The organism is Acinetobacter modestus (genome assembly GCF_014636095.1).
In the GTDB taxonomy this organism is placed as follows: Bacteria; Pseudomonadota; Gammaproteobacteria; order Pseudomonadales; family Moraxellaceae; genus Acinetobacter; species Acinetobacter modestus.
In genome coordinates this window covers 147,873-163,791 of sequence record NZ_BMDV01000002.1, presented here as the reverse complement: position 1 = coordinate 163,791, position 15,919 = coordinate 147,873, and the positions used below count along the sequence as shown (strand labels likewise).

Below are 15,919 nucleotides of genomic sequence, written 5' to 3'. Positions count from 1 at the left end.
AAGTAACTCCAGCCGAAGGCAAATCCTAAATTAGGATGAGATCTCTGTAAGATTCCACCGAAGCGATCAAATTATAAAATAAAACCGAAGGGATCAAACTATAAAATAAAAAAGCTCAGGATTTTACCCAAGCTTTTTATCTAAAACTAAATATTAACTTGCTGCTTGATAAAATGGCACATCACCATTAATCGTGGCACGATGCATAATTCGATGCGCATCCCCATAATCAAATAAAGCCTTGTGCTGTGTGCAACGATTATCCCAAATTGCCACATCACCCGCTTGCCACTGCCAACGCAAATGGAACTGCTCATTGGTGGCATGCGCAAATAAATACTGCAACAACTCAGCACTTTCCGTCTCATCCAACTCATTAATACGCGTGGTGAACCCTTCGCTCACAAACAAAATTGGCTGACCCGTTACAGGATGTGTTCTTACCACAGGATGAACAACAGGTGGATTACGCTTAAATGTGTCTTCCAGCTTTTGACGCTCAACATCATTATGTGCAAAACGCTCAATCGGGAAAGACTGGCGAATATCATGCGTTGCAGTTAAGCCTTTTAACTTCGTCTGTAAATCTTGATCTAGCGCAGCAAATGCAGCTGCTCCACTCGACCACAGCGTATCGCCACCTACAGGCGGAATCTTAATCGCTTGTAAGACACAGCCCAATGGTGGTTTTTGGCTAAAGGTCACATCGGTATGCCAAAGTTCATTGTCACGTAAATCCTGTTTCCAACTATCCAATACAATGATTTCGGGTACATTCGCAACTGATGGATAGATCGGATGAATATGCAAAGAACCAAAACCACGCGCCAACTCCGCTTGTGCCTGAGGTGCAAGCTGCTGATTGCGGAAGAAGATCACATGATGATCCAGCAAAGCTTGTTGAATTTGTTGCGTAGTATTTTCATCAGCCGTGTTTAAGTCAACATCGTGAATAATTGCACCGATTGTTGGTTTAATAACTTCAATATTTAAGGTCATTTTCTACTACTCACACTTATAACTGTTGGCCATACCAAGGAGATAATTGCTTCTGTAACCAACGCAAAAACAATTCAAAACTAACCGCGACGATCGCAATCACAATAATGCCGAGAACCACTGTATCAGTAATCAGGAACTGTGCCGCAGACTGCACCATAAAACCAATACCGCGATCTGCTGCGACTAATTCCGAAGCCACTAGAGTCGACCAGCCCACACCCAAACCAATACGAATACCCGTTAAAATATGCGGTAAGGCGGTCGGCAGAATCACATGCCAAAACACTTGTGATTGGCTTGCCCCTAAAGATAAAGCAGCACGTTCACGATTGAGCTGATGGCTGAGTACACCATGCGTACTGCTGATAATCACAGGTGCAAGGATCGAAAAGAAAATCAAAAGCACTTTGGTGGTTTCACCAATCCCGAACCAGATCACCAATAATGGCAAATAGGCCAAAGGTGGAATCGGGCGTAATAACTCAACCAATGGATCAAGCACCGCGCGCACCCATTTGTTCAAACCCATCCATAAACCTAAAGGTACACCAATCGCAATCGCAGCCACTAAAGCCAACAAAACACGAGAAATACTCGCGGCCAAATGCTGCCACAAAGTCGCTTTCATAAAGCCTTGTTGACTGATTTCAAGAAACTTTTGCCATACCGCTTGTGGGCTCGGCAAAAATAGACTCGGGACAATTTTTAATGCCGTGATCAAATACCAGATCACCAATACGCTCAAGACACTGGAAAGGCTCAGCGCTAAACTACGATGGCGTGTAAAAAAAGCACCAATTGGACTAAAAAACGAAACCGACTGTGCTTGGTTTGTCGATTGTAGTTCCTCGACCTTACTCACCTCATAGGCTGTATTCTTTGCTTGCCCTGTCATACAGCCACCTCATGCCCTGCTTGTTTCTGCACACGTAGGCGTTCAAATAATTGCTCACGTAATTGAATAAATTTAGGATCCGATTTAATCGCACGAATCGATTCACCTTGCTTATAACGTTCCGCGAAATCTAATTTTAAGGTTTCGACAATTTTGCCAGGACGAGCAGTCATCAATACCAATTGATTGCTCAGCAGCAAAGCTTCTTCAATATCATGCGTGATCAAGAAGAAAGACTTATTTTGTTCAATCCACAAATCCAGCACCAACTGCTGCATGGTTTCACGGGTAAAGGCATCAAGCGCAGCAAAAGGTTCATCCAACAAAATAAACGCAGCATGACTCACCAATGCACGTGCAATCCCCACCCGTTGCTTCATACCACCCGACAATTCCCAAATATTGGCTTGAGCGACATGGCTTAAGCCCACGATTTTTAAGATTGCATCGACTTGCTGCTGAATCTCTTGCGCTTTTAAACCCTTAAGCTGTAAAGCAAAACCAATATTTTCAGAGACATTTAACCAAGGTAGTAAAGCATGATCCTGAAACACCACCGCACGGCGCGCATCAGGTGCAGTCACCACTTCATGGTCCAGTGTAATCTGACCTGAACTTGGCTTTTGAAAACCCGCCAAAATATTCAGCAATGTTGTTTTCCCACAACCCGACTCGCCCAAAATCACAGTCAACGTACCTTCTTCAATCTTCAGATTGATATCTTGCAAGACAGGTACGGTCTGCTTTGGAAAAGTTAAATGAAGATGCTCCGCAGCTAATACGCTCATTTCGATCTCCTATGGCTGTAAGAAATTGGTGGTCACATTATCTTGATAATCAGGCTTCACTTGATCGACCTTGCCTTGGCTCTTTAAGAAAGTTGCGGTGTCGAAAATATTTTTGGCAAACTCACCTGATAAAGTCGCTTGTTGCTGCTGACGATCCAAATAAATATTTCCTGAAAGCAACAATGGAATATCTTTTACATCAGAACCCGTCAGTTGCGCGATTTTCTGGATATGGTCAGCATTCTGCTCAAATGCTTTTGGATCTTTCTGGTACGCCTCAACTTGTTTCAAGCTGGTTTGCACAAAGGCCTTTAAAAACTCTGGATTTTTCTCAGCGAAATCTTTACGGACTACCCATAAATCATAGGTTGGTGCACCCCACTCGCCGACCTGTTTTGAGTCTGTTAATACATGACCACTGGCTTTGACTTTACTTAAAGCAGGTTCCCAAACATAAGTTGCATCGATATCACCACGTTCCCAAGCTGCTGTGATTTCAGGTGGACGTAAGTTAATAATCTTGACTTGATTATCTGCAATATTCCAATGCTTTAAAGCTGACAATAAGCTGTAATGTGTGGTAGAAACGAAGGGTACAGCAATGGTTTTGCCAATCAAATCTTGAGGGTTTTTGATGCCTGATTTGTTACTCACCACCAATGCCTCTGAACCACCTAATTTAGCCGTCACCAGAAAGACTTCAATTGGTAAATCACGACTTGCAGCTGCAGCCAGAGGACTAGAACCAATATTCCCAATCACCACATCACCCGAAGCCAATGCATTGACCACATCTGAACCTGCATCAAATTTACGCCATTGAATTGCTTGATTACTATCACGTTCATAATCACCATTGGCTTGTGCAACCTTGGTTGGATCCACACCAGTCTGATAGGCAATTACCACAGCCTTGTTATTTTTAGACTGAACAGGCGTAGCATCTTTTTGATTTTGATAGACAATAAAAGCAACAATCGCCACAAGGACGATCGCTGTAACAATTAACGACTTAGAGTTCTTGATGCCCATAATTAGATGATCTTTCAACAATATAGGCTTATGGTATGTATTTAGCTTTATGATTAAAAATAAGAAAAAATGCGTTATTTATGTTTTTTTAAGATATAGAAATCAAAATAATTGGACTTCTGTCATCTATTTTTCAAATCACTTCGATATAAAACACATGAATATATGCAATTTTTAGATTTATAAAATTAATTTTATATGTAATATATATAACAAATTTGTTGAATATATTACATGAATATATCATTACTCATTTCATCACTCCCCACTCAAAGCACCACTGCCCGTATGCGAGTATGGCGGTCAATTAAAGCAAGTGGCGCAGCAACACTCAGAGACGGTGTTTACCTCTTACCTGCTGAGCATTCAGAAAAATTTACACCAATCGCGAATGACCTCATTTCAGAGCATGGTACAGCCTATATTTTTCAAACGACTTCGACAGAACAGCTCAGTTTGGCTGAAATGTTTAGTCGCAAAGATGAATATGATTTGCTTTATCAGCAATTGATTGGGTTAAGAGAAAATCTAAATGAAATCAATAAAAAAGAATCCCTAAAACAGATTCGTAAATTACGCAAAAACCTTGAATCACTTATTGAAATTGACTTTTTCCCAACAGAAGCCAAAACACAGACCAGCAATGAAATAAATAGCCTTGAACAAATTATTCTACGTCTAGGCGAAATCAATGAACCTCAGATGAACCAAGGCAATATCCAAACACTGCTGCAAGAAAATTTTCAAAACAGAGTATGGGCGACTCGAAAACGACCTTGGATTGACCGCTTAGCCTCGGCTTGGCTGATTCAAAACTTTATTGACCCTCATGCAACATTCCTCTGGTTAGAAGCGCCAACAGACTGCCCATCATCTGCTTTAGGCTTTGACTTTGATGGTGCTACGTTTAGCCATATTGAGCATTTAGTTACCTTTGAAGTGCTGTTGCATAGCTTCTCACTACATCAAAAACCTGCATTAAAGAAAATTGCAGAGATTGTGCATTTTCTTGATGTTGGTGGTGTTGAACCACCTGAAGCCATTGGAATTGAAAAAGTGATTCAGGGATTAAGAAGTAAAATCCAAGATGATCAGCAATTATTAGAATTATCCAATTACGTTTTTGATGGCTTATATGCCAATTTTTTTCGAGAATAGTCATGCAACAACAACAAATCACCCCACCAGACCACCCCATAGTAAGCATCTCTTTTTGGCAAGCTTTTTTATTTTGGCTGAAATTAGGCTTTATTAGTTTTGGTGGGCCAGCAGGTCAAATTGCAGTGATGCACCAAGAATTGGTCGAACAGAAACGTTGGATTTCTGAAAAAAGATTCTTACATGCACTCAACTATTGCATGCTTTTACCTGGCCCTGAAGCACAACAACTCGCCATTTATATTGGTTGGTTGATGCATCGAACCGCAGGTGGCTTAGTTGCAGGCATTCTGTTTGTTCTTCCTTCTTTATTTATTCTAATTGCCCTGTCATGGATTTATGTTCAGTTTGGTGATGTGCCGATTATTGCTGGATTATTTTACGGCATCAAACCTGCGGTCACGGCGATTGTGTTTCATGCAACCTATCGTATTGGCAGTCGCTCACTCAAAAATAATTTCTTATATTTGATTGCCGCTGCTGCTTTTATCGCGATCTTTTTCTTCAATATTCCCTTTCCATTGATTGTATTGAGTGCCGCGATACTGGGCTATTTACTGAGTAAAAAGCAACCGCACTTATTTGCAACTCAAAGTGCTCATCAAAGTAATCAAAAACATTATGGTGCTGCCCTAATTGATGATGATACGCCTCCTCCTGCTCATGCTATTTTCCGTTGGACTCAACTGACTAAAATCCTCGTTATCGCAGCATTGTTATGGTGCATCCCAATGATCAGTTTAACCCTAAGCTTAGGATGGCAACATGCTTATACCCAAATGGCATGGTTCTTTACCAAAGCTGCATTACTGACTTTTGGTGGGGCTTATGCTGTATTACCTTATGTTTATCAAGGTGCGGTGAATCACTATGCATGGCTCAGTCCAACCCAAATGATTGATGGACTGGCATTGGGTGAAAGTACCCCAGGCCCACTGATTATGGTGGTTGCATTCGTTGGATTTGTGGGGGGCTTTAATCATGCCTTGTTAGGTGCAGATCATCTGTTCTTGGCAGGTACACTAGGCGCTGTCATTGTCACATGGTTTACTTTTTTATTTTCCTTTGTATTCATTCTCGCAGGTGCTCCGATTATTGAATCCACCCATAATGAACTTAAATTTACTGCACCACTTACGGCAATTACTGCTGCTGTCGTGGGGGTTATTCTCAATCTGGCACTTTTCTTTAGTTATCATGTGTTGTGGCCACAGGGTTTCGATCACGCTTTTAATTATGAAGCGGCAATCATCACAATTGCTGCAATGATTGCGCTGTTTAAATTCCAAATCAATGTGCTTTATGTGATTTTCGCTTCTGCACTTTGTGGTTTAGTTCTGTACCTATTTGTATAAAAATTCGCACTAGAGTTGATTCACGAATCAACTCTAGTTATTCCAATCTATTCAATATGATGAATTTCCACTGACGCATGCACAATTTCCTCATGAATTGCCAATGCAGCTTTGACTTGATCAGGATTAAGGTCAGACATCGCTGTTTCTAATCCAAGAATACAAGAAAATTTGCCTCTTCCGACCTTCCAAACATGTAAATCTGTAATCTCAACTTGTGGAAATTCGGCAATCACCTCTTTAATTTCTTGCACCACAGGATGCCCCATTTCAGCATCAATTAAGGTTTTTCCTGTTTCTTGTATAAGTCCCCAAGACCATTTGGCAACCAATAATGCGCCAATAATTCCAAGCAAGGCATCTAAAAAATTCCAGCTAAAATATTTCGCAGCAAATAAGGCAATAATCGCGAGAACGGAAGTCACTGCATCCGCAACCACATGTAGAAATGCGGCTTTTTGATTTAAATCATGATGATGGTGATCATGTGGGTGATGATGGTCGTCATGATGATGCTCATGTGAATGATGGTGATGGTGTTCATGCCCATCCTCATGTAACAACCATGCGCAGATCAGGTTGACGATCAGCCCAATGACTGCAATTGGAATGGCCTCATTGAAATGAATCGTGACAGGATGAAATAATCGTTCGATGGACTGAATCCCCATCAATAAGGCAACCACCATCAGCAAAATCGCACTGCTATAACCTGCGAGTATTTCTATTTTCCATGTCCCAAAACTAAAGCGTGGGTCATCGGCATAGCGACGTGCCATTCGATAAGCAAAATAAGCTAGACCTAAAGCCAACATATGCGAGCTCATATGCCAACCATCAGCGAGCAATGCCATTGAGTTAAACAACCATCCCCCTAAGATTTCAAACACCATCATAATGGCGGTCAAGATTGTGGCGATGAGAATTCTTTTTTGTGCTAAAGGATTTCCTTGATCAAACTGATGAGAATGACGGCGTTCTAGGTTAGTATGCTGCATTTATTTTAGCTTTTAAATATACTCCCCCCTAGTATATATTTTTTTGGAAAAAAAGTATGTCTCATCTACACCATGACAAGAAAATTTTAAATCGCGTGAAACGGATTCAAGGACAAATGACGGCGGTAGAAAAGTCTTTATTAAATCCTGAAAGTTCATGTATAGAGGTATTACAGCAAGTTGCTGCGGTCAAAGGTGCAGTCAATGGTTTAATGAATCAATTGATGGAATTGCACTTGAAAGAGCATGTATTAAAAGATGTTGATCAGGTCAATGAGGAGGAAGTACAGAAATTTCTGGCTTTATTACAGCGCTATTTATAGATACCAAATTTCATGAGTGAGCTGCTCAATCTCAGATTTATCATGGCTGACATATAACATTGGAATGCCTAATTCCTGTTTGACCCTTTGAAAAAAAGGAATGATCTCTGCTTTATGTGCTGCATCCAATGCAGAAAGTGGCTCATCTAATAACAACAATTGTGGTGAATACAGCAATGCTCGTCCCAATGCGACACGCTGTTTTTCCCCGCCAGATAGCTTGATGGGCATTCGCTCAATCAGATGTTCTAACTTGAGTAACTCAATAATATAGTCCAGTTCAAACTGACGTTGCTGCGGTTGAATATGCTTAAATCCAAACAATAGATTCTGCTTGACGTTTTTATGTGGAAATAACTGCGCGTCCTGAAAGACAAGACCAATACGCCGTTGTTGTGTACTCAGATTAATTTTCTGTGCCTGATCAAACCATGTTTGATTTTTGATTTTGATCCAACCTGCTTGCGGCGTAACTAAGCCTGCAATGCTATGTAAGATCGTAGTTTTGCCTGAACCAGAAGCCCCAAATAAACCAATCACGGACTGATCAGACTGAAAGCGTTGATCAAGATCAAATTGCCCTTGTTTGAGTTGGATATGACAATCAATCATCGTTAATGCCCACGCTTATTTTTTTGATAACGATTGAACCATTGCGCAAACCATAATGCAAAAAACGCCACAGACAAAGACAAGATAATCAATCGCCATACTGCGGCTTCAGTATCAGGCTGCTGCATCAGACTATACATTGCTAAAGGTAAGGTACGTGTTTCACTGGCAATATTGCCAACAAAAGTAATGGTTGCACCAAACTCACCCAAACTTCGGCAAAAACATAAAATGCTCCCCACCAAAATACCACTACTGGCAAGAGGTAATGTCACCTGCATAAATGCCCCGAAGGAAGATGCACCTAAAGTTTTTGCAGCCATTTCTAAACGCTGGTCGACCAGTTCAATCGCGAGTCGAATTGATTGCACCAATAAAGGAAAGCCCATCACTGCAGAAGCCAACACAGCCCCTTTCCAATTAAAAGCAAACTCTAAACCCAAGGGTGCAAGGTATTGCCCCAAAAGTCCTCGATTGCCAAACAACTGCAATAGCAAATAACCAGGTACGACAGGAGGTAAAACCAAAGGTAAAAACACCACAGTTTCAAACAGTGATTTTCCCCAGAACTCTTTTCGAGCCAAAACCCAAGCAATCAAAATAGCAGGAATCAAACTAAAGATAAGACAGGTTGCTGCCACTTTACATGACAGCTTGAGTACATCGAGTTCTTCAGGAGTCAGTATCATGATTCAGTTACTTGAGTACACTAAAACCATATTTTTTAAATACTGTCTTTGCCTGACTACTTTGTAAAAATTTATAGAATTTCATCGACTCAGCATTCTTCTTGACGAGACCCATCGGATAAATAATCGGTGGATGCGTATACTCAGGGAATATACCTGCGACTACCACATCTTTACTAATTGCAGCATCGGTCGCATACACAATACCCACCTGACATTCACCACGCGCTACAAAATTCAAAGCAGCTCGTACATCTTCTGTTTCCACCAAACGTGGTTCAAGTTTATCCCACCATCCTAATGATGTAAGTGCTTGCTTTGCATATTTCCCCACGGGCACACTTTTGGTATCGCCAGTACAGAGTTTACCTTGAACAACTTTGGTAGGGTCAAAACTTTTATCTATTTTCAATTTAATTGGGTGGTTTTTCGGAGTAATCACCACTAGACGATTACCCAGTAAATTCACACGATCACTTGCTGATAACAATTGTTTATTCTGTAAATAATCCATCCATTGCACATCTGCCGAAATAAATACATCAGCTGGCGCACCTGCTTCAATCTGCTTAGCCAGCGTTGAAGAACCCGCATAAGAAGTCTTTACTTCAACTTTATTTTTTTGTTCGTAGATTGTATCTAATTCATTCACCGCATTGGTCAAACTTGCTGCGGCATAGACCGTTACAGACTCATTCGCAAAAACATTGCTACTAGAAAATACGCTACAACCAAAGATAGTACATAAAACACGGATCGCTTTCATATTGATCGACATGCCACTTTTCCCTCATAAATCGATATATTTTAAAAAACATATCGAAAGATAAAAATATGCTAAAAATAACAGAGATTAGTACTTTGCTATTTTTGATGATGTTATGAGTCAAAATAAAATCTCACAGCATGATGAAATTCGATTTCACCTAATGTGAGTTCTTCCCAGTTTGGTGCAAAAATTAAAAACAACTCAATTTAGTGCAATCCAAATTATGAAACCTTTTCCCCTTTTGCAAAGGTCGCATTTTAAAGATTCTAATTTTATTGAAATCAGAACGATAAAATATACTTCATACTTAACGATATATTCTCAAAAACATAGCGATAAGCAAAAGATTTCACTCCAAAAATACAAGAAATATCGTTAAATATGTTTCAAGAACGAATCAGACGAAAAATACTTTGTATCTATTCCTAGATTCTGGGCATAGATATTTTCAACCAGCATCAAGCAATAGCTATGCCAAAAAAATTGGATGATTAATGCAGCTCACATAGAAACTGGCTGCTTTTCATTTATCATCAAATGCAACATGGGCTAAATATTAATACTAAGTTCCTGACTCCAAGTCGATTCAGGTTGTTGATGAATATGCCAACAAACATTTTGAACCGATGTCATCAATGACCTATTTTGGCTATCCCAATCAGGCAGCGTACAGTACGCAATATGAATGCCTTTCGGATGAAACTCTCTCGCCAACGATTGTGATAATGCTCGAACACCTGCAAACATGCTTTGACTTAGAAGATCGATATGCGCTGCCATCGTCGGTTGCCCTCCAAGAAAAATCAATGTGTCACCTTGCTGACGAAGCATCTGCTTGATTATAATTTGTGAAACACTGACTGCACTCAATCCCGTATTTTGCCACTGCTGTTCAATCTGTTGAGTTAAGTCAGTTTCTTTTTGAGGATATGGACGAAAGCTAGGCTGAAAGATACATAGTTCAATCTGATGTGCTTGCCGTCGAATATGCTGCATCAAATCTTTTAAAGCCGCCTGATTGATTAAGTTCAAAGAGACAAACGTCCATTCAGAATTTTGAGATTCAATCTTTACCGATTTTTGATTGGCATCATGTAAGACCTGATAAACATGTATTGCTTTATGCTTATGCTGTTCGATAAAAATTTGGCTCAAGGCTTGAATATCATCGCCGAAGAGAACAATACAAGACTGTTGCTTGAAATGTGATTGAAACAATCGTGTGAATATTTTCTTCATTTAGAACCGCTCCTGATATGGACGTAGGTCCAATTCATGTGTCCATAAATCACTACTTTGTTGATACAGCATCCAATAATTTTCAGCAATTGCTTCAATATTTAAACCACCCGTTCCACGCGTCAACCGAGCCAAACGTCCTAAACCAAACAAAGCTTTATTAACACGATCACCATCGACCATGCCATCAACCACCACATGCGCCACATGAATGTTTTGCGACTTATAGTATTGTGCGAGATTTAAAGCATATGATCTTAATGCAGACTTCCCCATAGTAAATGCTGCGAAAAATGGTTTTCCTCGCATTGAGGCACTTGCTCCAGTGAAGATCAAAGTGCCCTTTTGTTGCTGCTCAAAAATCTTTAAGCTACTTTGCGATACCCAATAGGCAGATAAAAAAGTAGAACGCCACATTTTCGTAAAAAACTGGAGCGACGTTTTTAGAAAAATTGAAGGAACATTACCGCCAACATTATGAATCACTGCAGCTATCTCTTCCCCTGAATGCGTAATCGAATCAAATAAAATCTGAATTTGTGCAGCATCTTCAGCATCCAAAGATTTTGCAATCGCTGTTCCACCTTGTAATCGAATTTCAGCAGCAACATTTTCAACCTTCTGCAACGTACGTCCAACCACATAGACTTTTAAACCTGCATCAGCAAAACGTCGTGCGACGGCTGCACCAATGCCCTGCTGAGCACCTACACCAATCACCACTGCACATGGTATAGGATCAGTTAGTGTTAAGCTGTTACTTGGCACACTCATAATTGAACAATCCATTTCGCAATGTGAGGATAGCTCTTAATTTTTGCACCCCATACTTTACTCGTCCGCATGATTTCTAAAAGTTGTGAGCCAACTGCAATATCAGCTAGTGTTTGCACATCCCCAACGAGCCAACCTGTGTTGCTTAAAACCAATTCGATGCGTTCTAAATGTCGAATAAACTCAGCCTCAATATCTGCTTTTGCCATACGCCCTGTCCCTTGCATTTTTAGTTGCAAACTCAGCGCTGATTTTAGTAACGGTTTCATCAAAATGACTTCATGCTTTGGACGACCTTCAGCACTAATTGCCACAGCATGATTAAGCGCGTCAGCATCACTCACTCGGAAATGAATTTCATAAAAATATAGCAACTCATCAGCCCAATCTTCCCATAATTCAACATAGGCTTTTTGCAAAGGATCTACTGGATACAAACGAGGTAAATCAGGGTATCGCTCATCTAGGTAACGCGCAATTCGAGTACTGTCTTGAATGCGTTGACCATCAATATCCAATACAGGTACTTTCCCAACCTTACTCAACATTGGAACTTTAGCGCCCAAGACACCGTTATAGTTGATGGTTTCAAATTCAATCCCTTTGAATCTCAGCATTCTTGCTACTTTTTGACAAAAAGGTGAAATTTCCCACTGATGTAAAGTAACCATTATTTTTGTTTCCTGTAAGTTAATGTCTTTATCACGATCAGATTAGTCACGCTGATCAATATATTCAATATAACCACGACCCTGCGTAGTGACTCCTGATCTACTACCGTACCAGTGATACCCTCCCACATAGCCAGTCGCTAAACCAAAAAGCATTGGCGTATCGACAGTAGCATTGATATCAAAAAGTAAGGTTTTATCTTTATCTATGACTTGCCACTTAAATGTTTTAGGCAAACTCATTAAACTGCCATCTTGTCCCAGCGCAGCTTCAACTTGTAAACTCAATACTTCAAAATGTACATCTACATCTAAATGAATAGCTGTTCCATCTGCTTGTCTTAACATCGCAAATGCTGCAATTGAATGGTCTAAGATAGTCACATAGCCCAACAATAATTGTGTTGTTGCATCAATCGTCAAAACTTGATAAGTAAAGAAATCCGCAGGAATCTTCAACCATTTTGGAATGGTTCTATTCAATGGATATGCTAATGAAGGTGCTTTCCAATGTTCCCATGTGGCTAAACCTGATACTTTTTGCGTCTGATCTCGATAGCTAATTTCGCCCTCATAATTCATCAATAGGCTCATGTGCTGATAAATCGCACTGTGGGCAAACCAAGAGTTTGCACCGGTGGCTGTGAGTTTTAAATCAACAGTGAAATCTTCTCTACGACTCACTAATCGAAAATGAGGATACTGCCCTGATATTTCCGCATTCTCACCAAATCTGATTAAATTATTTTGAGGATCAAATTGCATATCATGCTGAATCGAATAACTCGAAAAAGCATTTTCATTTGCCAAAGCAGTACCATGAACCAAAACTGCTGTATTTAATGGTCCATCTTTAGGATCAACGAAAGCATCAGCGTCTACCACTTTTAACCCAAGCATGCCAAGAATTGAAGCAAAACTTAGAAAATAATGTGGTGCAGGTAAATCAGCAATCATGATGCCAAAATGAGTGCCTTTAAATGGAAAAGGATTATTAATGGCTTGATAAAAATCTGGACTGGGATACGGAATATCTTGATTCGGACGAGCAACCCCCATGATACGACTTGCTGCCTGAGTCAATAAACCGATGGCATGATCTTTAATGCCATGTTTAACTTTACGACTATTCGGCAACATTCGTCCTGTTACCGTAACTGGGATTTCAGATTGAATTTGTTTAGAGATCATTTTTATTCTCAATTCATCAAAAATGTTTATTTCTCTTTCAATAATTGAATTGCTAAAGTGAAAAAAGAAGGTTTTTATACCTTCTTTTTGGTTGATTATTTTTGACGAATAATCATATTGGTTGCTGTGGCGTGAGCATACAGCTTTCCGTCCTCATCACGCAGATAGCCTTCGGAAATCACCAAATTACGTCCAACGTTAATCACTTTTCCTTCAGCAATAAGTTTTTTATTAAATGGCATTGGACGGCACATTTTGATGGCTAAATCTGTCGTACCATAGCCCTCACCTGCTGCTAGAACGGTATGCGTTGCACAACCTGTAACAGAGTCCAATACTGTCGCAGCAAAACCGCCATGTACGCCCCCTAAAGGATTGGTATGTCTTTCATCCGCAGTCGCAATAAATACAATCCGCCCATATTCAACTTCAGCAACACCTTCCATACCCATTGTTTTAGCAATTCCTGGTGGTGGTACTAAACCTTGTTGAAATGCTTGCATGATTTCTAAACCCGTCATTTGATTTGGAGTTTTCATCTATTTAATCTCTTTATGCTGTTGTGAAATAAAATGTTTAAGCAATTTGCTTTGATCTACGCTGTGAAATGGATTGCACAAATTGCTGAATTTTTTCTGCAATTGGTTGCGGGTGACTCAAAATCCCCCAATGCCCTGCACTCACTTCGGCATAGCGAATATCCTCAACCCACTCTTCCATACCTCGGCTCAATGACAAGGGCACAAACGGATCTTGATTCATCAATAACATTTGTACAGGAATGCTGGTGCGACGACGTAAAGGATTCAAAAGTGGTTTTACTAAATTCTGACGATATAGCCCCAAACCGCTCTTTGCATTTCTCAGTTGTGTTGGGCTTGCTTCGACTGTGGTATTTTCTAAATAACCCACAAGCGTTGACCACAACTTATCTAAACCTAAATGCCACGTCAGTTCTGGCAATATTGGGATCTGAAACATTGCCATATAACCAGATGCGGTTATGCGCTTAGCGACATTAAAATAGCCTTGAAAATTTCGTTGAGCCAATTGACGCTGAAACCACCAACCCACATGATCCGCACTCGGTGCTAATGCGGTATAAGAGGCAATTTGAGGCTTTAAACGATCCCCTAATACGGCTTCCCAAGCTTGCAAAGCCCCCCAATCATGACCAACTAAATGAATGGCTTGATCTGGGCTCATTGCTTGAATAACTTGAGATAAGTCTTGTACTAGATAATCAAAAGCATAGCCTTGCGTAGTTTCAGGAATATCAGACAACCCTGTGCCTCTTACATCATAAGCAACCACATTGAAATCAGCCGCTAAACGTTCGGCAACCAATTGCCAGACATCGGCAGCATCTGGATAACCATGTACCAATACGATTGTTTCTCGATCCGCATCTAAATGCCCCCAATGATAGGCTGCTAAACAGATATTGCCTGAATGCACATAACGCTTGGTTTTTTCAAAATGATTCATGACTGCACCTGCATAAAGATCTCGGCTTTTTGCTGATGAGCAAGTACACCCGCAGATTGAGCCAAATAGTTTTGTGCAAGCTCTGTCGAAGCTTCGTAAAACGGGTGATAATTGGGTTTAAAGAACCGTAAACTAGTGGTCAAAAACCACACAGGGCCAGGCATATAACCATTTAAATCCGAACGATGCCAAGCTTTCCAAAACGCAGGTCGCCATAAGCTTTTTTGCTGCTTCGGAATCAATGGATCATCTTGTGCAAGTTGTACTGTACCCGCCGCCATCAGGTAAGTAAAAATAGGTGCTGTCACTGCCATAACCGCAATACGCAATAAATAACTCCCCGAAATATGCTGATAAACATCATAAGCTACCGTGCGATGTTCAACTTCTTCGGCGCTATGCCAAGTGAATAAATCACTGACCACAGGATCACTCCCACGAGCTTCCCAATCGGAACGCGTCAAAACATATTGACCAATTGCAGAAGTAAAATGTTCGGCAGCAGCAACAAGCCCGACACGTGCATTCAGCCAAGGTCTTTGCCATGATTTCGGTAAGTTAAACCCTAAAGGTTTATCCGCTAATACATGATCAAATAGATTGACGACACGTTTATATTGCTGCTCTACATCAACGCCATAACGAAATAAATATGCGTCAATTGAGCTTTTATGTGCTTGAGAATGAATGGCTTCTTGTCGAATAAAGATCTTGGTATCTTCTCTTAATTTTTCATCTTCAATCAACGGCAAAGCTTTATTAAACATGCGACAGAAAAAATACTCACCACGAACCAAGGTAAAACTAAAATGATTAACACCATGACTGGCTAATGGATCTTGTGGAATCCAATGTAAGGGCGAATCATTCCATTCAAATTTCACTTGTCGAGGAATCATCGCCCAACTTGCTTTTGATGCTTGTGATTGCATGGG

At 40.4% G+C, this 15,919-nt stretch carries 18 protein-coding genes; 3 read left to right on the top strand and 15 right to left on the bottom strand.

Going from position 1 to position 15,919, the window contains the following annotated elements:
* Positions 1-153: 153 nt before the first annotated feature.
* From tauD to tauA, 4 genes are read right to left on the bottom strand one after another with little or no spacing between them, the layout of a single operon-like run.
* Positions 154-999, bottom strand: coding sequence for a taurine dioxygenase (gene tauD / locus IEV17_RS04830; protein WP_004661035.1), 846 nt, complete (start codon positions 997-999; stop codon positions 154-156).
* 16 nt (positions 1,000-1,015) lie between these two features.
* The gene (gene tauC, locus IEV17_RS04825; RefSeq protein WP_004661033.1) at positions 1,016-1,897 is read right to left on the bottom strand and encodes a taurine ABC transporter permease TauC; all 882 of its coding nucleotides are present in this window, start codon (positions 1,895-1,897) and stop codon (positions 1,016-1,018) included.
* Positions 1,894-2,685 (bottom strand): taurine ABC transporter ATP-binding protein, encoded by a 792-nt coding sequence (locus IEV17_RS04820; protein ID WP_004661032.1) that lies wholly within the window; start codon positions 2,683-2,685, stop codon positions 1,894-1,896. The genes tauC and IEV17_RS04820 overlap by 4 nt, the downstream gene beginning before the upstream one ends.
* 9 nt (positions 2,686-2,694) lie before the next feature.
* Positions 2,695-3,735, bottom strand: a complete 1,041-nt coding sequence (tauA, locus tag IEV17_RS04815; protein ID WP_171062405.1) for a taurine ABC transporter substrate-binding protein — start codon at positions 3,733-3,735, stop codon at positions 2,695-2,697.
* Between the two features lie 216 nt (positions 3,736-3,951).
* On the opposite strand from tauA, the gene IEV17_RS04810 reads away from it, so the two are divergent.
* Positions 3,952-4,875, top strand: a complete 924-nt coding sequence (locus tag IEV17_RS04810) for a chromate resistance protein ChrB domain-containing protein (RefSeq protein WP_004661029.1) — start codon at positions 3,952-3,954, stop codon at positions 4,873-4,875.
* 2 nt (positions 4,876-4,877) lie between these two features.
* A complete protein-coding gene (gene chrA, locus IEV17_RS04805) occupies positions 4,878-6,230 on the top strand; it encodes a chromate efflux transporter (protein ID WP_004661026.1) in 1,353 nt (450 codons plus the stop codon).
* Positions 6,231-6,277: 47 nt separating this feature from the next.
* Here the strand turns inward: chrA and dmeF are convergent, their stop codons facing one another.
* Positions 6,278-7,228 carry a CDF family Co(II)/Ni(II) efflux transporter DmeF gene (gene dmeF, locus IEV17_RS04800; protein WP_004661025.1) on the bottom strand — a complete coding sequence of 317 codons (951 nt, stop codon included), beginning with the start codon at positions 7,226-7,228 and terminating at the stop codon, positions 6,278-6,280.
* Between the two features lie 56 nt (positions 7,229-7,284).
* Here dmeF and IEV17_RS04795 point away from each other — a divergent pair, with 56 nt between their 5' ends.
* Entirely contained in the window at positions 7,285-7,551 is a 267-nt protein-coding gene (locus tag IEV17_RS04795; protein WP_004661023.1) for a metal/formaldehyde-sensitive transcriptional repressor, read from the top strand.
* On the opposite strand, the gene IEV17_RS04790 is transcribed toward IEV17_RS04795, so the two are convergent.
* From IEV17_RS04790 to IEV17_RS04745, 10 genes are all read right to left on the bottom strand, one after another.
* Positions 7,546-8,163, bottom strand: a complete 618-nt coding sequence (locus IEV17_RS04790) for an ATP-binding cassette domain-containing protein (protein WP_004661022.1) — start codon at positions 8,161-8,163, stop codon at positions 7,546-7,548. The genes IEV17_RS04795 and IEV17_RS04790 overlap by 6 nt on opposite strands.
* A 2-nt stretch (positions 8,164-8,165) precedes the next feature.
* On the bottom strand, positions 8,166-8,852 hold the full coding sequence (modB, locus tag IEV17_RS04785; RefSeq protein ID WP_004661021.1) for a molybdate ABC transporter permease subunit: 687 nt from the start codon (positions 8,850-8,852) through the stop codon (positions 8,166-8,168).
* Positions 8,853-8,859: 7 nt separating this feature from the next.
* The gene (gene modA, locus IEV17_RS04780) at positions 8,860-9,618 is read right to left on the bottom strand and encodes a molybdate ABC transporter substrate-binding protein (RefSeq protein WP_227554458.1); all 759 of its coding nucleotides are present in this window, start codon (positions 9,616-9,618) and stop codon (positions 8,860-8,862) included.
* Between the two features lie 552 nt (positions 9,619-10,170).
* The gene (locus IEV17_RS04775; protein WP_004661018.1) at positions 10,171-10,860 is read right to left on the bottom strand and encodes an SDR family NAD(P)-dependent oxidoreductase; all 690 of its coding nucleotides are present in this window, start codon (positions 10,858-10,860) and stop codon (positions 10,171-10,173) included.
* On the bottom strand, positions 10,861-11,634 hold the full coding sequence (locus IEV17_RS04770; protein ID WP_004661017.1) for an SDR family NAD(P)-dependent oxidoreductase: 774 nt from the start codon (positions 11,632-11,634) through the stop codon (positions 10,861-10,863).
* On the bottom strand, positions 11,631-12,305 hold the full coding sequence (locus tag IEV17_RS04765) for a glutathione S-transferase family protein (protein ID WP_004661014.1): 675 nt from the start codon (positions 12,303-12,305) through the stop codon (positions 11,631-11,633). The genes IEV17_RS04770 and IEV17_RS04765 overlap by 4 nt, the downstream gene beginning before the upstream one ends.
* Positions 12,306-12,347: 42 nt before the next feature.
* Positions 12,348-13,496, bottom strand: coding sequence for a DUF6670 family protein (locus tag IEV17_RS04760; protein WP_004661012.1), 1,149 nt, complete (start codon positions 13,494-13,496; stop codon positions 12,348-12,350).
* A 95-nt stretch (positions 13,497-13,591) separates the two neighbouring features.
* Positions 13,592-14,035 (bottom strand): PaaI family thioesterase, encoded by a 444-nt coding sequence (locus IEV17_RS04755; RefSeq protein ID WP_004661011.1) that lies wholly within the window; start codon positions 14,033-14,035, stop codon positions 13,592-13,594.
* Between the two features lie 37 nt (positions 14,036-14,072).
* Positions 14,073-14,984, bottom strand: a complete 912-nt coding sequence (locus tag IEV17_RS04750) for an alpha/beta fold hydrolase (RefSeq protein WP_004661008.1) — start codon at positions 14,982-14,984, stop codon at positions 14,073-14,075.
* Positions 14,981-15,916, bottom strand: coding sequence for a metal-dependent hydrolase (locus IEV17_RS04745; protein WP_004661005.1), 936 nt, complete (start codon positions 15,914-15,916; stop codon positions 14,981-14,983). Before IEV17_RS04745 ends, IEV17_RS04750 begins: the two co-directional genes overlap by 4 nt.
* Positions 15,917-15,919 lie beyond the last annotated feature (3 nt).